Source organism: Thalassotalea eurytherma, from assembly GCF_030161415.1.
GTDB classification, from domain to species: Bacteria; Pseudomonadota; Gammaproteobacteria; order Enterobacterales; family Alteromonadaceae; genus Thalassotalea_G; species Thalassotalea_G eurytherma.
The window spans coordinates 1-20,690 of the sequence record NZ_BSSU01000010.1 but is presented as its reverse complement, the minus strand read 5'-3'; the positions used below and the strand labels follow the sequence as shown (position 1 = coordinate 20,690).

The 20,690-nt window shown below is 40.4% G+C and carries 16 protein-coding genes and 1 tRNA gene; 14 read left to right on the top strand and 3 right to left on the bottom strand.

What is annotated here, in order from left to right; genetic code table 11:
• Positions 1–7 precede the first annotated feature (7 nt).
• The 4 genes from carB (at position 8) to QQK02_RS10470 (ending at position 6,064) form a co-directional block, all read left to right on the top strand.
• Complete coding sequence (gene carB / locus QQK02_RS10485) at positions 8–3,223, top strand: carbamoyl-phosphate synthase large subunit (RefSeq protein WP_284207968.1); 3,216 nt, start codon at positions 8–10, stop codon at positions 3,221–3,223.
• A 653-nt stretch (positions 3,224–3,876) separates the two neighbouring features.
• Positions 3,877–4,353: a transcription elongation factor GreA gene (gene greA / locus QQK02_RS10480; RefSeq protein WP_284207967.1), complete on the top strand. Its 477-nt coding sequence runs from the start codon at positions 3,877–3,879 to the stop codon at positions 4,351–4,353.
• Between the two features lie 150 nt (positions 4,354–4,503).
• The gene (locus QQK02_RS10475) at positions 4,504–5,160 is read left to right on the top strand and encodes a type II CAAX endopeptidase family protein (protein WP_284207966.1); all 657 of its coding nucleotides are present in this window, start codon (positions 4,504–4,506) and stop codon (positions 5,158–5,160) included.
• Between the two features lie 25 nt (positions 5,161–5,185).
• A complete protein-coding gene (locus QQK02_RS10470) occupies positions 5,186–6,064 on the top strand; it encodes a hypothetical protein (RefSeq protein ID WP_284207965.1) in 879 nt (292 codons plus the stop codon).
• Between the two features lie 219 nt (positions 6,065–6,283).
• Here the strand turns inward: QQK02_RS10470 and yhbY are convergent, their stop codons facing one another.
• Entirely contained in the window at positions 6,284–6,583 is a 300-nt protein-coding gene (gene yhbY, locus QQK02_RS10465; protein WP_284207963.1) for a ribosome assembly RNA-binding protein YhbY, read from the bottom strand.
• A 127-nt stretch (positions 6,584–6,710) separates the two neighbouring features.
• Here yhbY and rlmE point away from each other — a divergent pair, with 127 nt between their 5' ends.
• From rlmE to QQK02_RS10420, 9 genes are all read left to right on the top strand, one after another.
• Complete coding sequence (rlmE, locus tag QQK02_RS10460; protein WP_284207962.1) at positions 6,711–7,340, top strand: 23S rRNA (uridine(2552)-2'-O)-methyltransferase RlmE; 630 nt, start codon at positions 6,711–6,713, stop codon at positions 7,338–7,340.
• 62 nt (positions 7,341–7,402) lie between these two features.
• Entirely contained in the window at positions 7,403–9,346 is a 1,944-nt protein-coding gene (gene ftsH / locus QQK02_RS10455) for an ATP-dependent zinc metalloprotease FtsH (protein ID WP_284207961.1), read from the top strand.
• A gap of 89 nt (positions 9,347–9,435) precedes the next feature.
• Positions 9,436–10,278, top strand: coding sequence for a dihydropteroate synthase (gene folP / locus QQK02_RS10450; protein ID WP_284207960.1), 843 nt, complete (start codon positions 9,436–9,438; stop codon positions 10,276–10,278).
• 13 nt (positions 10,279–10,291) lie between these two features.
• A complete protein-coding gene (gene glmM / locus QQK02_RS10445) occupies positions 10,292–11,632 on the top strand; it encodes a phosphoglucosamine mutase (protein ID WP_284207959.1) in 1,341 nt (446 codons plus the stop codon).
• A 113-nt stretch (positions 11,633–11,745) separates the two neighbouring features.
• Positions 11,746–12,498, top strand: a complete 753-nt coding sequence (tpiA, locus tag QQK02_RS10440; protein ID WP_284207958.1) for a triose-phosphate isomerase — start codon at positions 11,746–11,748, stop codon at positions 12,496–12,498.
• A gap of 11 nt (positions 12,499–12,509) precedes the next feature.
• Entirely contained in the window at positions 12,510–12,878 is a 369-nt protein-coding gene (gene secG, locus QQK02_RS10435; RefSeq protein ID WP_284208153.1) for a preprotein translocase subunit SecG, read from the top strand.
• A gap of 13 nt (positions 12,879–12,891) precedes the next feature.
• Positions 12,892–12,976: transfer RNA gene (locus QQK02_RS10430), tRNA-Leu, on the top strand.
• A 225-nt stretch (positions 12,977–13,201) separates the two neighbouring features.
• A complete protein-coding gene (locus QQK02_RS10425; RefSeq protein ID WP_284207957.1) occupies positions 13,202–13,375 on the top strand; it encodes a hypothetical protein in 174 nt (57 codons plus the stop codon).
• Between the two features lie 274 nt (positions 13,376–13,649).
• Positions 13,650–14,567, top strand: coding sequence for a carboxylesterase family protein (locus QQK02_RS10420; RefSeq protein ID WP_284207956.1), 918 nt, complete (start codon positions 13,650–13,652; stop codon positions 14,565–14,567).
• Here the strand turns inward: QQK02_RS10420 and QQK02_RS10415 are convergent.
• Together QQK02_RS10415 and QQK02_RS10410 are read right to left on the bottom strand one after the other, a co-directional pair.
• Positions 14,553–15,371: a LytR/AlgR family response regulator transcription factor gene (locus QQK02_RS10415; protein ID WP_284207955.1), complete on the bottom strand. Its 819-nt coding sequence runs from the start codon at positions 15,369–15,371 to the stop codon at positions 14,553–14,555. The genes QQK02_RS10420 and QQK02_RS10415 overlap by 15 nt on opposite strands.
• Positions 15,372–15,373: 2 nt before the next feature.
• The gene (locus QQK02_RS10410; RefSeq protein ID WP_284207954.1) at positions 15,374–16,561 is read right to left on the bottom strand and encodes a sensor histidine kinase; all 1,188 of its coding nucleotides are present in this window, start codon (positions 16,559–16,561) and stop codon (positions 15,374–15,376) included.
• Between the two features lie 587 nt (positions 16,562–17,148).
• Between QQK02_RS10410 and QQK02_RS10405 the strand changes: the two genes are divergently transcribed.
• A partial coding sequence (locus QQK02_RS10405; protein WP_284207953.1) for a family 16 glycosylhydrolase occupies positions 17,149–20,690 on the top strand: 3,542 nt, incomplete at its 3' end.

Genomic DNA, 20,690 nt, shown 5'->3' with positions numbered 1-20,690 from the left:
TAAAACTATGCCAAAACGTACTGACATAAAAAGTATCTTAATTTTAGGTGCTGGTCCAATTGTAATTGGTCAAGCGTGTGAGTTTGACTACTCAGGCGCACAAGCCTGTAAAGCGTTACGAGAAGAAGGTTACCGAGTTATTTTAGTTAACTCTAACCCTGCAACGATCATGACAGATCCTGAAATGGCCGATGCAACCTACATCGAACCAATTCACTGGGAAGTTGTTCGTAAAATTATTGAAAAAGAGCGTCCAGATGCTGTGCTACCTACTATGGGTGGTCAAACAGCACTTAACTGTGCGCTTGAACTAGAATCAAAAGGCGTTCTAGAAGAGTTTAATGTTGAGATGATTGGTGCAACGGCTGACGCTATCGATAAAGCAGAAGACCGTAACCGTTTCGACAAAGCAATGAAAGCAATTGGTTTAGAAACACCACGTGCTGAAATTGTTCACTCAATGGATGAAGCCTTAGATACGTCTTCACGTATTGGTTTCCCATGTATTATTCGCCCATCATTTACGATGGGTGGTACTGGTGGTGGTATCGCATATAACCGTGAAGAGTACGTTGAAATCTGTACCCGTGGTTTAGACCTTTCACCGACCAATGAACTATTAATCGATGAATCATTAATCGGTTGGAAAGAGTATGAAATGGAAGTGGTTCGCGACAAAAATGATAACTGTATCATTGTTTGTTCGATTGAAAACTTCGACCCTATGGGTATTCATACTGGTGACTCAATTACTGTTGCACCAGCGCAAACACTTACGGATAAAGAATACCAAATCATGCGTAATGCATCGTTAGCGGTATTACGTGAAATCGGTGTGGAAACAGGTGGTTCAAACGTACAGTTTGGTGTATGTCCTGATACTGGCCGTATGGTTATTATCGAGATGAACCCGCGTGTATCTCGATCATCTGCACTTGCTTCAAAAGCAACAGGTTTCCCAATTGCTAAAATTGCCGCAAAACTTGCAGTAGGTTATACCCTAGATGAGTTATCAAATGACATTACGGGTGGCGCAACACCAGCATCATTTGAACCAACCATTGATTACGTAGTAACAAAGATCCCACGTTTTAACTTTGAAAAGTTCGCAGGTTCTGAAGATCGCTTAACGACGCAAATGAAGTCGGTAGGTGAGGTAATGGCGATTGGCCGTAACCAACAAGAATCGATGCAAAAAGCATTACGTGGCCTAGAAGTTGGTGCACACGGTTTCGATCCACAAGTTGATGTGACTAAGTCTGGTGCTAAAACGAAAATCATGCACGAGCTCCAAGAAGCCGGTGCAGACCGTATTTGGTACGTCGCTGATGCCTTCCGTTTAGGGTTAACTGTAGATGACGTATTCCGTTTAACAAAGATTGACCGTTGGTTCTTAGTTCAAATTGAAGATATTGTATTAGAAGAGAAGTCTGTTGCTGAAGGCGGCATGGCGGGTCTTACTGAAGAAGTTGTTAGCCGTTTAAAACGTAAAGGTTTTGCTGATGCACGTTTAGCTGACGTGATTGGTGTTAGTGAATCTGAGATTCGCCGTATTCGCCACGCCGCTAAAATTCACCCAGTATACAAACGTGTTGATACTTGTGCAGCTGAATTTAGCTCAGACACCGCTTACATGTACTCTACATACGATGAAGAGTGTGAAGCAAACCCAACAGATAACGACAAAATCATGATTTTAGGCGGTGGTCCAAACCGTATCGGTCAAGGTATTGAGTTCGATTACTGTTGTGTACATGCCGCACTAGCGTTACGTGAAGATGGTTACGAAACCATTATGGTTAACTGTAACCCAGAAACGGTTTCTACAGACTACGACACATCTGATCGTTTATTCTTCGAACCAATTACCTTTGAAGATGTATTAGAAATTGTTCGCGTAGAAAAGCCTAAAGGCGTTATCGTGCAATACGGTGGACAAACACCACTTAAATTAGCACGTGCTTTAGAGGCTGCTGGTGTGCCAATTATCGGTACCTCACCAGATGCAATTGACCGCGCTGAAGACCGTGAGCGTTTCCAACAAGCCGTTGAACGTTTAGGTTTATTACAACCAGAAAACGCAACAGTAACTTCATTAGATGAAGCGGTTGCTAAGTCTAAAGAAATTGGCTTCCCATTAGTTGTTCGCCCTTCATATGTATTAGGTGGACGAGCAATGGAAATTGTCTACGACGAAGATGATTTACGTCGTTACATGACAGAAGCGGTAAGCGTATCAAACGACTCGCCTGTATTACTTGATCACTTCTTAGATGATGCGATTGAAGTAGATATTGATGTGATTTGTGACGGTAAAGAAGTGGTTGTTGGCGGTATTATGCAACACATTGAACAAGCAGGTGTTCACTCAGGTGACTCAGCATGTTCATTACCAGCATATAGCTTAAGTCAAGACGTTCAAGATGTTATGCGCGACCAAGTTAGCAAGTTAGCATTTGAATTAGGCGTTAAAGGCTTAATGAACACGCAAATGGCGGTTAAAGATGGCAAGGTTTACTTAATTGAAGTTAACCCACGTGCTGCTCGTACCGTACCATTTGTGTCAAAAGCAACAAGTGTTCCTCTTGCGAAAGTTGGTGCTCGTGTAATGGCCGGCAAAACGTTAGCAGAGCAGGGCGTTACGAAAGAGGTGATTCCGCCGTATTTCTCAGTTAAAGAAGTGGTTATTCCGTTCAACAAATTCCACGGTTCAGACCCATTAGTTGGCCCAGAAATGCGCTCAACAGGTGAGGTTATGGGTGTTGGCGATACGTTTGAAGAAGCTTATGCCAAAGCTAACTTAGGTGCTGGTGTTACGGTACCAAAAGAAGGTCGTGCATTAATTTCAGTACGTAACTCTGATAAAGAACGTGTTGTTGATTTAGCAAGGCAAATGATTGAGCTTGGCTACTCGTTAGATGCGACACACGGCACAGCGGTTATTTTAGGTGAAGCAAACGTACCTGTTCGCCTTGTAAATAAAGTACATGAAGGTCGTCCTCATATTCTTGATAGAATTAAGAACGGTGAGTACAACTACATCATTAATACAACAGAAGGTCGTAAAGCGATTGAAGACTCTAAAGTATTACGCGGTGGTGCGCTTCGTTATAAGATTGCGTACACGACTACGTTAAATGCTGCTTTTGCTTCTTGCCAAGCGCATGCTGCTGATGACCGCGACAAAGTAACGTCTATTCAAGAGTTACACGCACGCTGTTAATTATTGCGTAGAGATTGCGGCCTAGCGCCGCAATGACGATTAATGCCAAGCCATTAATCGTCACTCTGACGAAGGTCAGAATCTGGTTGTTTGACTCTTAATTGTCATTCTAACGAAGATCAGAATCTGGTTGTTTGACTCTTAATTGTCATTCTAACGAAGGTCAGAATCTTGTTATTTTGACCCATAACCGTCATTCTGACGAAGGTCAGAATCTGGTTAATTGACCTATAATCGTCATTCTAACGAAGGTCGGAATCTAGTTATTTTGACCTATAATCGTCATTCTGACGAAGGTCGGAATCTAGTTATTTTGACCTATAATCGTCATTCTGACGAAGGTCAGAATCTAGTTGTTTGACTCTTAATTGTCATTCTAACGAAGGTCAGAATCTAGTTGCTTGACTCTTAATTGTCATTCTAACGAAGGTCAGAATCTTGTTATTTTGACCTATAATCGTCATTCTGACGAAGGTCAGAATCTAAATTATTTAAAAAGGGAATATATGTTTATGGTATAAATGTGTATTCCCTTTTGTATTTATATCCGTTAACCGATAAACTTATCGTTTAAATCAATAAAAACTATCATTAAGAGCTGTTTTATTAGAAACGCTAAGCTCCTATTTTGATGTGGTAAAAGTAGAAAAGTTATGAACCAATTTCCAATGACGGCGCACGGTGCAGATGCGCTACGTGATGAATTACACCATTTAAAAACGGTTAAGCGCCCAGAGATTGTTGAAGCGATCGCAGATGCGCGTGAACATGGTGATTTGAAAGAAAATGCAGAATATCATGCTGCTCGTGAACAACAGGGCTTTTGTGAAGGCCGCATTCAAGAGATTGAAGGCAAATTAGGTAATGCGCAAATTATCGACATCACTAAAATTTCAAATAATGGAAAAGTAATTTTCGGTGTTACAGTCACGTTATTAAACATTGATACTGAAGAAGAAGTGACTTACCAAATTGTCGGAGACGATGAAGCGGATATTAAGCAAAACCGCATTAGTGTAAATTCACCAATTGCTCGTGGTCTAATTGGTAAAGAAGTAGACTCAGAAGTTGAAATTAAAACACCAGGTGGTGTAGTTGAATACGAAATTATTGCTGTTGAACACAAGTAACGGCTAAACAACTAATAAGTTAATAAAGGGACAAGGTATTACTACCTTGTCCCTTTTTTGTTTTAAAGCGCATCGTTAAAATTTGACTACACTTAATAATACGTCAGAAACTTCGTTTGATAAGAATGGTCTTCAATATTTAAATTTGTTATGCGTATCCCGCTTTCCCTCTTTAGCATTCGTGTTACCGAATTCATCTTCCTGTTTGTTGTGTTGCCCTTATGCCTATGGCAAACCAAGGCGTATTTTGCACAATATTTGTTAGTGATACTGTCAATGCTTGGTGTAAGTTGTGCATTATTTCTCTATCGAGAAGGAAAACTAACGAAGCAGTGGAAAAAAGCTAAGGCGATAAGTTGGTTAGAGATAAAACCTGTGTTGTTAACCTTTTTGGTTTGTGCTTCGGGTATAGCTGTTTATGCATGGTTTTTTAGTGAAAAATTGGTGTTAAATACGACGTTGTTAATAAGTAGTAGTTGGCTGTTAACCTTAATTTTTTATCCGCTTTTTTCTGTCATCCCTCAAGAATTGATTTTTCGCACATTCTTGTTTCATCGTTATAAGCTATTGTTCCCTAGTAAAAAAGCTCGTATGTTAGTGAGCAGTCTATGTTTTGGTTTCGGTCATGTGATTTACGGTAGCGTAATGGTTGTCGTGTTGTCGATTATTGCAGGGTTATTATTTAGTTATCGTTATTTCCTCTCAGGCAATACTGCAATTGTTATTATCGAACATACATTATGGGGGCTGCGTCTATTTGCTTTTAACATTGGTGCGTATTTTAGTTTATCATCAATGACTTCTTAGAATTACCGTTGACAAGGAGGTGTACATGAAAGGATTTTTGTTATTATTTTTGCTCAGTGTGTCTTGGCCCGTTTTGGCGAAGGATATTATTAATTATTCGTGGTACGGCGCACACCGAACATCAATTAAATACGATAAATACTACACTGATGTGCTCACCTTAGCGCTTGAAAAGTCTAAAGCAAAATACGGTGAATATGAGCTCAACAAGATTAATGCTGGTATGAGTCAAAACCACATGATTACTTTAGCGAGCAAAAACCGTCTTGTTAACTTAGTTTGGACAATGACGTCGAGGGATAGAGAGGATAAGCTTATTCCCGTTAGGTTTCCATTATTGAAGGGGCTAGGTGGGTGTCGCATCTCTTTAATTAGAAAGGGAGAGCAGCATAGATTTGATGAGCTTACCAGCATAACAGAGCTTGCAAAATTCAATGCAGGTCAAGGAACGATGTGGCCTGATACGGTCATTTTAAATAATAACAATTTTCAAGTATCGACAGCTAGAGAACACGCTTCTTTATATCAAATGTTGGCAAAAGGTCGATTCGATTACTTTCCTCGCGCAATTCATGAGGCATTTAATGAAATTCAACAGTTTCCTGAATTAGCCATAGAACAACGTTTTGTTATTTATTATGACTCGCCCTTTTTCTTCTTTGTGAGTAAAGCTTATCCAAGAATAGCTGAGCGAATACAGCACGGTTTAACATTGGCCCATCACGATGGTAGCTTTGATGAGTTTTTTGCTTCACATGAGATTACCAAAGGGGCTATTGAGAAGGCAAATTTACACAATCGAGAGGTTATTGTGTTAGAGAATCCATTATTGTCTAAAGAAACACAGCGAGCATTAATCGACTTGAAGTTCAATGCAACGTGCATAGGGAATGCGCAAAACTAAGCACTAAGTATCAGGCTATTAGTGTAACCGAGGATTCGGTGCTAGATTGTTTTTAACTGTTTTTACTGAGTGCTACGTTTAGAACACGCGCAACGGTAGGCTATAGAACTGTTATTAGCTTTTCGCTTAGAAAGAACATCTCGTAGCAAGCTCAATTAAGATTAAGTTGGCTATAATGTTGTGATAACCAACTCCTTAACCTTAATTTACCATTATTCGCTATTTAACTTTAGGAATGGCAATTTTCTTTTCTTCAGACTGACGATAAATAACTAAGGTTTTACCAATAACCTGAATTTTTGTCGCGTTAGTTTCACGACAAATCGCTTCAACGATTAATCCTTTGACTTCACGGTCATCCGTTGGGATTTTTACTTTGATTAATTCATGATGTTCTAGTGCAGAATCAATTTCTGCAATAACACCTTCAGTAAGGCCGTTACTGCCAAGTAAAACAACAGGTTTAAGCGAATGCGCTTCGCCTTTTAAATACTGAATTTTCTTTTTATTTAAGTTCATTAACAATTTTCGTTACAAGTTTGCTTGAATTATGACTATTTTAACCTTATCTAGTGAGTAATACTACGTTAAGCAAGATACAATTATGTAATTGTATTAACGAAACTGTGATCAAAAGGTTAGATCGTTGAGTAAAAAGAAGCACAGTGCCAGCTCCACACGTTGGCTAAACGAACATTTTGAAGATGAATACGTTAAAAAGGCGCAAAAACTTGGTTTGCGATCACGCGCTGTTTTTAAGATTGAAGAAATCAATAATAAAGACAAGCTGATTAAATCGGGAATGAAAGTTGTCGATTTAGGCGCGGCACCTGGTGGTTGGTCAGAATATGCAGTTAAAGCGGTTGGCGATAGTGGTCAAGTAGTTGCCTGTGATATTTTGTCTATGGACCCAATACCTGGTGTTGATTTCTTACAAGGCGATTTTCGTGAAGAAACCGTATTGAACGCTTTGCTAGAAAGAATTGATGGCAAAAATATTGATGTGGTGATGTCCGATATGGCAGCTAATTTTACAGGAAACGATACAGCAGACTCAGCTAGAAGTATGTATCTTGTTGAATTAGCGTTAGATATGTGTCATCAAGTGTTAAAGAAAAATGGCGCATTTGTTGTTAAAGTTTTTCAAGGGGAAGGCTTCGATCTATTCATGAAAGAAGTCCGTAATGTATTTAAAGTGGTAAAGACAAGAAAGCCAGAATCGTCTAGAGCACGATCTAGAGAGGTATATCTTGTAGCTACTGGGTTTAAATTGTAGTAAATTAATAGAAATGAATCGCATTTTTTTATACACAGCAAGAGGTTGTTAAGTTGAGCGATATGGCTAAAAATCTTATTTTATGGTTGGTTATTGCAGTTGTCTTAATGTCTGTCTTCCAGAGTTTCACTCCAGGTAACAGCAATGAACAGGAATTAGATTACACACGTTTTGTACAAGATGTACGACAAGGGCAGGTACGTGACGCTACGGTTGATCGTAATGGCGTAATTCAAGGAACGAAGCGTAACGGTGAAGAATTTGTTACCGTTATTCCGGGTGGTTACGATCGCGATTTGATTAACGACCTTGTTAAGCAAGGTGTTCGAGCTACAGGTGAGTTACCTGAAGAGCCAAGTATCTTAACTTCTATCTTTATTTCATGGTTCCCAATGTTACTGCTTATTGGTGTATGGATATTCTTCATGCGTCAAATGCAAGGTGGTGGCGGTAAAGGCGCTATGTCTTTTGGTAAATCGAAAGCACGCTTATTAAGCGAAGACCAAATCAAAACAACATTTGCAGATGTTGCTGGTTGTGATGAAGCAAAAGAAGAAGTTGCAGAACTTGTAGACTACCTGCGTGATCCAAGTAAATTCCAAAAGTTAGGTGGTAGAATCCCATCTGGTATCTTAATGGTTGGTCAACCTGGTACAGGTAAAACATTGCTTGCAAAAGCAATTGCAGGTGAAGCGAAAGTGCCGTTTTTCTCAATCTCAGGTTCAGACTTTGTTGAAATGTTTGTTGGTGTTGGTGCATCACGCGTACGTGATATGTTTGACCAAGCGAAAAAATCAGCTCCTTGTATTATCTTTATCGATGAAATCGATGCGGTAGGTCGTCAGCGTGGCGCTGGTTTAGGTGGTGGTCATGATGAACGTGAACAAACACTGAACCAAATGCTTGTTGAAATGGACGGCTTTGAAGGTAACGAAGGCGTTATTGTTATTGCAGCAACTAACCGTCCTGACGTATTAGATCCAGCGTTACTTCGTCCTGGTCGTTTTGACCGTCAAGTGACGGTAGGTTTACCTGACATTCGCGGTCGTGAGCAAATCTTAAAAGTTCATATGCGCAAAGTACCAATTGGTGATGATGTAAGAGCATCAGTTATTGCTCGTGGTACACCGGGTTTTTCTGGCGCAGACTTAGCAAACTTAGTAAACGAAGCGGCTTTATTTGCTGCACGTTCTTCACGTCGTTTAGTTTCGATGGATGAGTTTGAAAAAGCGAAAGATAAAATCTTAATGGGTGCAGAACGTCGTTCAATGGTAATGAGTGATGAAGAAAAAGAAATGACTGCATACCATGAAGCAGGTCACGCGATTGTTGGTCGTTTAGTACCAGAGCATGACCCGGTTTACAAAGTCAGTATTATTCCTCGTGGCCGAGCATTAGGTGTAACTATGTATTTGCCTGAGAAAGATCGTTTTAGTCATTCTAAGCAACATTTAGAAAGCAATATCTCTTCACTTTACGGTGGTCGTCTTGCTGAAGAGATTATTTATGGTCCAGATAAAGTATCAACAGGAGCTTCTAACGATATCGAACGTGCAACTAACCTTGCTCGTAAGATGGTAACGCAATGGGGCTTATCTGAAAAAATGGGACCAATGCTTTACGCTGAAGAAGAAGGTGAAGTATTCTTAGGTCGTACATCATCTAAGTCATTACATATGTCTGATGAAACGGCTCAAGCGATTGATTTAGAAATTAAAGCATTCTGTAGTCGTAACTATGATCGTGCGGAGCAAATTCTAAAAGATAATATGGATATCTTGCATGCGATGAAAGATGCGTTAATGCAGTACGAAACAATTGATGCTAATCAAATTGATGACTTGATGGAACGCAAAGAAGTTCGTCCACCAGCGGATGGACATTCATTTGATGATTCAGAACCAAAAGATCAGCCACCGGCAGCAAAAACGGATGTTGAAGAAAAGGTTAAACCTGAAGATAAAGTTGAACCTGACCTATCAGCACCTAAAGATATCAACGAATAGATATCTTATTTAATTAACAAAGCCCCTACATGGGGCTTTATTTTATTAAAGTATTCAAAACAATAAGCCAAATTTGGCAATAATAACAAATGAATAAATCATTTATTGACTGTCCAAACCAACGATTAGACCTTTCTCAACCTCAGGTAATGGGGATCCTCAACGTTACACCTGATTCTTTTTCCGATGGCGGAAAATTTTTTGACCCCGAAAACGCGTTAGCACAAGTCAAAGGTATGATAGAGGGCGGCGCAACGATTATCGATGTTGGCGGTGAATCCACTCGCCCAGGTGCGGCTGACGTTAGCGTTGAAGATGAATTAAACCGTGTTATTCCTGTTGTTAAAGCTATCAAGCAGCATTTCCAAGTTATCGTTAGTGTAGATACCTCTAAAGCTCAGGTTATGGAGCAAAGTATTTTAGCTGGAGCAGATATCATTAATGACGTTAGGGCACTGCAAAATGAAGGTTGTGTCGCGGTGATGGCAAAATATCCAACAGTACCTGTTTGTATTATGCATATGCAGGGCTTACCTCGCACTATGCAAAATAGTCCGCGTTATGATGATGTGGTTGACGATATCAAATTATTCTTCGTACAACGATTGGCTGAGATGAATGAATCAGGTATTGACTCATCACGTGTCGTGCTAGATCCAGGCTTTGGCTTCGGTAAAACATTGGAACAAAACTATCAATTGTTAGGTCGACTTAGTGAGTTTGAAGTATTTAACTTACCAGTACTTGTTGGCATGTCACGTAAATCGATGATTGGTAATTTACTTAAAAGAGAAGTTAACGAACGTCTTGCTGGAAGCATTACTACAGCAGTATTAGCTGCACAGCAAGGCGCTAAAATTATTCGTGTTCACGATGTTCAAGAAACAGTGGATGCATTAAAAGTATTAGCTGCAACGCAGCAAAAAGTATAAGAAGGGTATATCAATGTCACAAAGAAGATATTTTGGTACTGATGGTGTTCGAGGCTTAGTTGGCCAATATCCAATTACGCCTGAATTTGTTATGAAGTTAGGCTATGCAGCCGGCAAAGTATTAGCTGGCAAAGGGACTAAAAAAGTATTAATTGGTAAAGATACCCGTATTTCAGGCTACATGCTTGAATCTGCATTAGAAGCAGGCTTTTCGGCTGCAGGTATCGATATTGGTTTGCTAGGGCCAATGCCAACACCTGGTATTGCGTATTTAACAAAAACATTTCGCGCAGAAGCTGGAATAGTGATTAGTGCTTCACATAATCCATTTTACGATAATGGTATTAAGTTTTTCTCTGCCAATGGTGAAAAACTGCCAGATGATGTTGAGTTGGCTATAGAAGCTGAATTAGATAGAGAGATGTCTTGTGTTGAATCTGCAAGCTTAGGCAAAGCTTATCGTATTGAAGATGCCGCTGGTCGTTATATTGAGTTTTGTAAATCTAATTTCCCAAGTGCGTTATCTCTTAAAGACCTTAAAATTGTTGTAGACTGTGCTAATGGCGCTACCTACCACATTGCTCCTAACGTATTTCGCGAATTAGGCGCAGAGGTTATTGAATTAGCATCAAAACCTAACGGTACTAATATTAATGACGGTTGCGGTGCAACATCTACAGACATGATTTCAAAAGCTGTTGTTGAGCATGGTGCTGATCTAGGCATTGCGCTTGATGGTGACGGCGACCGTTTAATGATGGTTGACCATACTGGCTATGTAATTGACGGTGATGAAGCGGTATTTGTTATCGCTACTCACGATTTAGCTATAGGTGCCATGCGAGGTGGCGTTGTTGGCACACTGATGAGTAACATGGGTTTAGAATTGGCCTTAGCTGATTTAGGCATTCCATTCGCGCGCTCTAAAGTAGGTGATCGCTATGTTATGGAGTTGTTGCAACAAAATGACTGGCAATTAGGTGCAGAGAATTCTGGTCACATCATTAACTTGAAGCATACATCAACAGGTGATGGCATTATTGCTGCACTTAATGTGTTAACGGCGGTATGTGATTCAGGCAAGTCGCTTTACGAATTACGTCAAGGTATGACGATGTTACCGCAAGTGCTCGTTAACGTAAGATTCTCAGGTGATAGCGACCCACTAACGTCTGATAACGTTGCGACGGCAGTTCATCAAGTCAATGAAAAATTAACAGGGCGTGGCCGCGTACTATTAAGAAAATCAGGTACTGAGCCATTAATTCGTGTAATGGTTGAAGGGCCTGAAAAAGACGAAGTAACTCAATACGCTAATGAAATTGCAGACGCCGTTAAGTTAGCTTGCCAATAGTTCGTTTTTTAAAGTGAATGAAATATAATCAAACAAACTTTACTTGAGCACAAAAACTTGTAACTTGTGCTCAGGTTAGTTAATATCTCGCCGCTCCAAATTAGGAAAGAATTATGACTAGACCAACAATTATTGCTGCTAACTGGAAGCTTAATGGTGATTTAGCTTTAGTCTCAAATATGAGCAAAGCGTTATCTGAAGTAGAGTTAGCGCATAACGTTCAAGTTATTATTTGTCCTTCAATGATGCATATAAGTGTATTAACGACAGTGAAAAATGATAATTTTTCTGTTGGTGCGCAAAATGCGAGTGAGCAAGTTAAAGGTGCCTTCACTGGTGAAACATCGGTAGAGATGCTAAAAGAGTTTGGCGTAGAGTTCGTTATTCTTGGGCACTCGGAAAGACGGAGTATCTATCACGAGTCAAGTCACCTTGTTGCTAAAAAAGTAGCAACAGCGTTATCTGCAGGCTTAACGCCTATTTTGTGTATAGGTGAAAGTGAGCACGAGCGCGCTTCTAATCAAACGGAAACAGTATTGGCTAGCCAATTACAGCCGGTGATAGATGAAGTGGGTATCGATGCTTTTAAGAATATTGTAGTAGCGTATGAGCCAGTATGGGCTATTGGTACAGGAAAAACTGCGTCGCCTGAAATGGCACAAGAAACTCACGCATTTATTCGTTCATTTTTAAGTGATCTAAATGCTGACGTAGCGCATGAAACTGCGTTATTATATGGTGGCAGTGTAAACGCTGCTAATAGTGAAGAATTGTTTGCTCAAGCAGATATTGACGGTGGTCTTATCGGCGGGGCAAGTTTAAAAGTTGATGAATTTAAAATCATTTGCTCTAAGGCAAAAGGATAAAGCATATAATGTTGTATGAAATTTTAATCATAGTTTATTTGATTGTAGCGCTTTGCTTAATCGGATTAATTTTAATCCAGCAAGGTAAAGGGGCTGATATGGGCGCGTCATTCGGTGCAGGCTCTTCAGCAACCATTTTTGGTTCAAGCGGTTCTGGTAACTTCATGACTCGCACAACCACATATTTAGCGATCGCGTTTTTTGCGATTAGCTTAGTGTTGGGTAACTTAACCGTTAAACGCGTAAATGCGACTGACGAGTGGAATAACCTAGATGCACCAGTGGAGTCATCGATTCCAGCTGACCCATCAGCAGAACCAGTAAACAATGCAGACGTTCCTGCAGCTGATGACAAGTCTGACAACGACGTACCAGACTAATATTCAAGAATTTGCGGATGTGGTGGAATTGGTAGACACGTATTCTTGAGGGGGATATGCTTTCGGGCGTGAGGGTTCAAGTCCCTCCATCCGCACCAAATACAAAGGCTCGTTTCGTAATGAAACGGGCCTTTTTTTGGTATTAATTAGTGTTTAATAAATTGGCTTGTTAGGGTAAGTCAGTGAGGGAGCAATTAATTACTTTTTTTGGCGATAGCGTTGCAGCCTTTTGTTGGCGACAATGGCCTCTTTACCTAACAATGATAAATCCTACAACCAATACTGCCCCTGTGCTTGGATATTATTTAGGTGTGTTTGAATAAATGCTCGATTCAGAAAGAACCTATAACATAGGAGCTGATCCTCGTGAAATTCAAGATGCGGCGTTCAGTGGTAATGCTTGGGTGATAGTAATGTATAGCCAAATTGTTGCTCAATATCAGGTAACGGTAAAAGATTATCCTAATCCACCTGCGTCAAATTTAACAAAACTTTAGTTAGTCGATTATTTTTTATAAGCTTTAAGACTATATTAGCAACGTAAGACAAAATAAAGCGTTTGAACTCTTGTTAAAACACAACTGCTACTATCTAATATCGGATGAGAAATAGACTATCAAAGCTCTCGTACATTTGTTCTAGCGTTTAAAGAGTGGGCAGATACTACGCCATTGAAATGGCGAAAATCATACCCAAAAACAGTGATTCGAAACCAAGTTTAGCGCAGTGAAGAAGCGACATGTTATTTTACTTGCAAATCAAGAGGCTTAAATGCGTAATATAATTGTAGGAACTTTATTAATGGTAGCCAATTTAGCAGTTGCCTCTGAGTCCAAGCCACAACTGCTCAGGCAAGATTATATAAGTACAACAACTGAGCTCAAAAGGCAGTATTTTGTTTACCTTCCTGATGGTTATAAAGAGGGCGATGAAAAAAAGTGGCCGCTTATGCTATTTCTTCATGGTAATGGCGAGCGAGGAAACGGTTTAAGTGAACTTGGTCATGTGCTCAAACATGGCCCGCTATACGAAGCTTGGATTCAAAAGCGTAACTTACCGTTTATTATTGTTGCACCTCAATTACCTATGTTTGATTTTGACAAACGAGGTATTGGTTACATTGATAATCGAACTAACGATTCAATACCTAAGCGGTTAGCCAACGGCACGCCACCAAGGCCTGAGCACTTTATTAGTAAGGAGAAAATGAACGGTGTAAGCCAAGCGGATATGACAAACGTGCCACCGCTTTTTCCATTAGGTTGGGAACAAGTTGAGCACGATGTGATGACAATTTTGGCGGGTGTTAAAAGTACTTTTAATGTTGATCAGAAAAAAGTTTATTTAACTGGTTTGAGTTACGGTGGTGTCGGCACTTGGTACTTGGCCAGTAAATACCCGAAAGAGTTTGCCGCTATTGCACCGGTAGTAGGCTGGGGACACCCTTCTTTGATGGCACCCATCGCAAAACATCAACTACCAATTTGGCAATTTGCTGGTGGTCGTGATAGTGCGGTTCAGTTACAGTATTTTTATCAAGGCGTAAACGAGCTAGAAAGGCTAGGTCACAAGATTCGCTTTACCATTCATGCTGATATGGAGCACGATACTTGGACGCGAGTTTACAGTGGCCAAGATTTATATCAATGGCTACTGACATACGAAAAGTCGGTACTAGGTGCTAGTTAAGTCTTTCTTGCCTGGGTTAAGCTCAAGAAATTCTCTGATCGCTGTTTTATAGGTGCGGCTGACTTTTACGCGTTCTTGCCCACCCAGCTCCACAAAAAACTCCCCCTTAGGCAACGACTTAACTTTACTAATAAAATTAAGGTTAATAATGGTGGAGCGATGTACTCGCTTAAAATTGTTTGGGTCTAGTTTTTCGAGTAATTCAGTTAACGACGTGCGTTTTATATGTGTTTCACCGTTAGCGTGCAGACAGCAATAATCACCAGCTGCGTCTACCCACTTTAAGTCATCTTGCTTTAAAACGGTTATTTGATCGCCATCTTTAACAACGATTTTTTTATCATCTTTTGCCGTTAGTGATTTTGGATGCTCGCGATGGCTTCTAATCGCTTCGATAGCACTGATCAAATTAGACTTTTCTTGTGCTTTATCGTGCTGTTGGTGGCGTTGCTCAGCGCGATGAATTGCTCTAGCGACCAGCTCATCATCTAATGGTTTTAGAATGTAATCGACAGCGTTAACTTTAAATGCATCGAGGGCATATTGTTCATATGCCGTAGCAAACACAACCATGGGTGTTAATTCAGGTTGTGTTTTATGGATAACATCAAAGCCATTAATTTTAGGCATATCAATATCGAGAAAAACAAGATCGGGTTCTAACTCTAATATCGCAGCTATAGCTTCACGCCCATTCTTGCATTCGGCAATTATATTTATCGAATCAAACTTTTTAAGCTTTGATTTCATTAAACCTAACGCTAATGGTTCGTCGTCTACAATGATTGTTTTTAATTGTGTCATCACTATCCCTCGTTCGGCATATCAAATGCAGGGTTAGGAGCAAGCTCAAATGGAATTTTAATATGGGTTTTAAAGCGACCTTCGGTTAAATCATAAGTTAACCGATAACAATTAGGATAGATCGCTTCTAATCGAGAGGTCGTATTAGCCATACCTATACTGCGATTTTTTTTAATTTTATTTGAGTCGTTGTCAGCGTATATATCAGTACCAGAATCTGATAGTTCAATTTTTAAATGGTTATCAGATAAGTTTACTATTACGTGAAGTGTGCCACCATCTTCACTTTTAGAAATAGCGTGTTTAATCGAGTTTTCAATAATTGGTTGTAATAACAAACTTGGCATCAAACCTAATTCAGTTGCTTCATCCACTTTTAAATCGATCTTTAATCGTTCGCCAAATCTGACTTTTTCAATGTCGAGATATAACATCAACGCCGCGATTTCTTGTTGAACAGTCACTCTTGACTCAGGGTCATGGTCGAGTAAGTAACGCAGAAACTTACTTAAATTGACAACCGCTTTTTGTGCCATTTCACCTTGTTCCATCTCAATTAACGCGTTCACCGAGTTTAATGCATTTGAGAGAAAGTGCGGACTAAGCTGATAGCGCAACATTTTAAGTTCGGCATCTCGTGCCATCGCTTGTGCTTCCACTCGCTTAACGTATTCCTCTTGTATTTTATCTTGCGAGTCGAGCAAGATTTGATGCTCTCGCTGCAAAAGCTGATAGTACATTAAGCCATGAAACATTGCCGTCCAACACAGGTAAATAAAAATACCGCTGAAATACCAGCCACCAAAGTTCCACCAAATGTCTTCTTCTTGCGTCAGTATATTGAATAACATCATTCGACCAATAGTCCATACAAGAGCGACTAAGAAAATTAAGGCAAGACCTACCCATAAACGAAACCGGTTACTTTGGTACCAAATTGCAATGAAAGACTTTTGTAAAAATATCGATAATAAAAGGCCTAAACCTGATTGAAGAATAACGTGCAGAAAATAGGAAAACTGATATTGCTCAAACCATAAGTTAAGCGTACCGAATGAAACTAAACAGATGAACACCCAAAAACCAAACTGACAATACCAAAACATTTTCTCCGGTGCTTGGCCTAGTGTTTGTCTTATTAACAGTGCTACGTTCTGCTCAACTTTCAACATTGCTTGATTACGTCTCAACTTTTCACCTGCGTATTAATTCATTGTAAATAAAAATCCCAAAATACCTATTGTTTCAAATCCGCTTTAGCTTTTTATCCGACCCGTTTACCGCTTTATCCTTCATTTTGACCATGCTATTTGGCACGTAGTTGCCGATATTAGTGCTTTTTTATCGGCAACTAAATACAGTCTAGGTGAAGAAAATGAAAGCACTAATCATGAGTTATTAGACAGTAACCACACTACCATAAGTTTTGATAGGGGAATACCGCTTAAATAACTGATTTTATATCGGAATCATTTTAAGATAGCCTTTTTTGTGTCTGTCTTTTTGAATGTTTAATCTATATTTAAGGCGGTGATTTTTATCAGGGGGAGGGAAAACTGACGAGTTAAAATGCTGTTGTCCCTAAGAAAGTCCGTTTTGGCTTTTCGTCAATCCGCCTTGGCGAATTACACATACCTTATTGCTTATCACGTGTTAAAAGAGTAAGTGAGAAAAACTACATAAATAATAAAACTTCTTTTTTTTGCATTAGTAATACATACGTATGCAGTAAGCGTATTGAGTTAATAGTTAGAGATGAAACCATCGGGAGAATCTTATGTTTAAAGGGCGGGCATTAATGCCTATGCGATTTACAACATTGATGTTAACTACAGCTATAATAGCTGGGTGTGGTGGCGGCGACGTTGCGACAGAAACAACCATAACGGAAATAGATACCAAAACACCAACACAAGATTGGCAACTGGTATGGAGTGATGAATTTGATTCAAGCACGTTAGATTTAGGTAAATGGACTTTTGAAATCAATTGTGATGGCGGCGGTAACGCAGAAGAGCAATGTTACACTGATTCTCCTGAAAACCTTTTTATTGAAGACGGTATTCTTAATATCGTAGCTCGCCCAACCCCTTCAGATTCAAGCCTTTCTAAACCATATACATCTTCACGAATTGTTACCCAGAATCAAGGTGATTTCACTTATGGTCGTGTAGAAGTAAAAGCTAAAGCGCCTCGTGGTCAAGGGTCTTGGGCTGCGGCTTGGATGATGCCAACAGATTCAGTTTATGGCACATGGCCTCTTTCTGGTGAAATAGATTTAGTAGAGTGGGTTAACCTAGGTGAAGTCAGAGCAGACGGTGAAATTGATCGTCATGCACACGGTACACTTCATTATGGTCCAATGCAGGGGAGCAACCATAGTTTCACGGGAACAGAATATGCATTACCTGATACTGCTCCTGAAGAAGATTTTCATATTTACGCGATTGAGTGGGAAGAAGGTGAAATTCGTTGGTACGTTGACGATGTACTTTATGCTTACCAACGCGACTCAGAGATCACTTATCGCGTATCAGATGGCGCCGCCTCAGGTTTAAGTGAAACCGGTTGGTATACGCAAATTATTAACGAAGATGGTGAAGAAGAAACGGTTTACGAAAAAGCACCGTATGATCAAGACTTCTTTATTATTTTAAACAACGCCGTTGGTGGTAACTGGGCAGGCCGTACACACCAAGCAGCTAATTATTACGTTGGCGATGATAACGGCTCTATTGCAAAAGGTGTTGATAACAGTGCCTACGTTGATGGCAACGCTTTTCAAGTTGATTATGTTCGCGTTTATCAATGTGCAAAAGATGTCGTAACGGGTAAAGGTTGTGCAACCATTAGCTCAGATTACTACAACGACACGTATGTTACGGGTGGCGCTCCCGTGCCAATTCCTCCTATTGTTCCTGTTCCAGTGGGTGTTGATATTTTTACTGAAGATCAATCTTCATGGGATGTGGTTGGCGAAGATGAAGCTGAAGAAGTGGACTCTGGCGATGAAGAATACGGTGAAGTGGTTCAGTTTACTGTAACTAATGATTCCGGTGAGCTTGGTTTTTCTGGTACAGCATACGACGGTACCCTATTACCTGATGAAGCAAATGTCGAGTTTGATATTAAAGTTTTGTCAACGCCTACCTCCTCTGAAGCATCGTGGTTCTTTAAAGTTGAATATGAAGTAACAGAAGAAGCCTCTCAAGGCAGTAGCAGCAAATCAGGTATTCAGAAAAACACTGAAGATAGTGACGTTGAATATGGTTTTGTTGAACTACTGCTTGATTCAAGCGTAGAAGGTGTATTGCCAACTGTTGGTGCATGGCAACACTACACGTTTAGTTTTGGTGACTTGCGCGAATTAGGCCTTGATAGCGAAAATATTGTTTCTATTAAAATATTCCCTACTGTTGGCCAAGGTGAAGGCGCAGTTTATCAAGTAGATAACGTAACAATTGGTGCAGCATTCGAAGGTGCAGAATTGTTACTTTTCGCAGATGAAGAAAACCCAAACTGGCCGATGTGGGACGATCAAGTATCTCAAGGTATTAGCCCTATAGCACCTGTTGTCGTATTAGACGAAGATCCTGAATACGGCAACGCAGCAGAATTCTTTATATACGGTAATTCAGTTGTTGGTTTTACCGTCCGTCAAGACCAAGGTGGCTCAGGCTATCCGTTTGACGCAAGTTCGCTTGCTATCACCGGTGCTATTGAGTTCGACCTAAAGGTAATCGACTTACCAGAAAACCCTAATGCGCCTTGGTATTTAAAAATAGAATCAAACGGTGGTACAAACCTAGGCGGCACTGCCGTTGACCATCGTTTGACGGTTCCACCAGTGCAAGGTGAATGGACTCGTTATTCAATATCGATGAATTCACTGTTGCAATCAGGGCTTGACATATCAGCAATTGATATCGCACTGATTTTCCCACAGTGGGGACAAGGCGACGGTGCTAAATTTCGCGTAGACAACATGATCATTCATTCTACAACGATTGAAGATGATGACGGTGGTGTAGAAAAAGGCCCAGATAATACGGTTTATCAAGAATTATTCACGTTATACGATGATGCTGTTCGCACAGGTTGGACACTTTGGGACTGTTGTGCATTCTTACCTCAAGTAGAAGTTATGGATGACGAAGAGCACGACATGGCTGTTGAGTTCACTATTGGTGAAGGCTCAGATGGTGGTTCAGTTGTTGGTTTCTGGGGAAGAAGTTCTGGTGAAACATTAAACCTAGCACCTATTACTAACAATGGTGTTTTACGTTTTGATCTTAAAGTCATGACAATGCCGGAAGATGAAACTACAAACTGGCTATTAAAAGTTGAAAGTTCAAATGCAACGGGCAATACCTTTGCTGAACTTAGCTTAACAGATAGTTTACAAGGTGAAGTGCCAAGACTCGGTGAATGGCAGTCTTACTCTTTCCCTCTTGCTGAGTTAGCAGGAGCAGGTCTTAACCTAACCGAAGTTGACCTGTTTATGATGTTCCCTGAATGGGCGAAAGGCTTAGGCGCTGTTTATCGTGTTGATAATGTGTTTATCGGTATTCCTGAAGGTGATGATATTCCATATGAAGACGGTGAAACTGGCGGCGGTTCTGGCGGTGGCTCAGGCGGCGATGATGGTTCTGGTGGTGATGACGGCTCAGGCGGTGATGATGGTTCAGGTGATGAAACGCAAGAACCTGGCGTAGAACTTCTTCAAAATTCAGACTTTAGTAATAATGCAGGTTGGGGCGGTACAGACGGTATGGCCGACAGCATTGTTAATGGCGTATTTACTGCTGATGTTGCAGTAGCGGGTAACCCTTGGGACGTTAGTCTTAAGCAAAATATGCTGTTACTAACAGACTCTACATACACAGTAAGCTTTGAAGCACGTTCAGACGATAGTCGCTCAATTATCGTTGGTTTAGGTTTAGATGAAGCACCATGGACTAATGTAGCGGAAACCGTAAATCTAACAACTGAGTGGACTGTCTATACGTTTACTATGACAACCTCTGGCTTTGGTAGCAGTAACAGCCGTGTATTCTTTGATATGGGGGCAGAAGCTGGTCACGTTCAATTAGATAACGTAAGCGTTGTGTTAGTGACTGATGGTTCAGGTGGTGATGACGGTTCTGGCGGAGACGATGGTTCAGATGGCGGCGAAGCCGGTGTTGAATTACTTACTAACTCTGACTTTGCTAGCAGCGAAGGCTGGGGCGGCACAGATGGCATGGTTGAAAGCATCGTTGACGGTTTATTCACTGCAGACGTAGCTGTAGCGGGTAATCCATGGGATGTGAGCTTAAA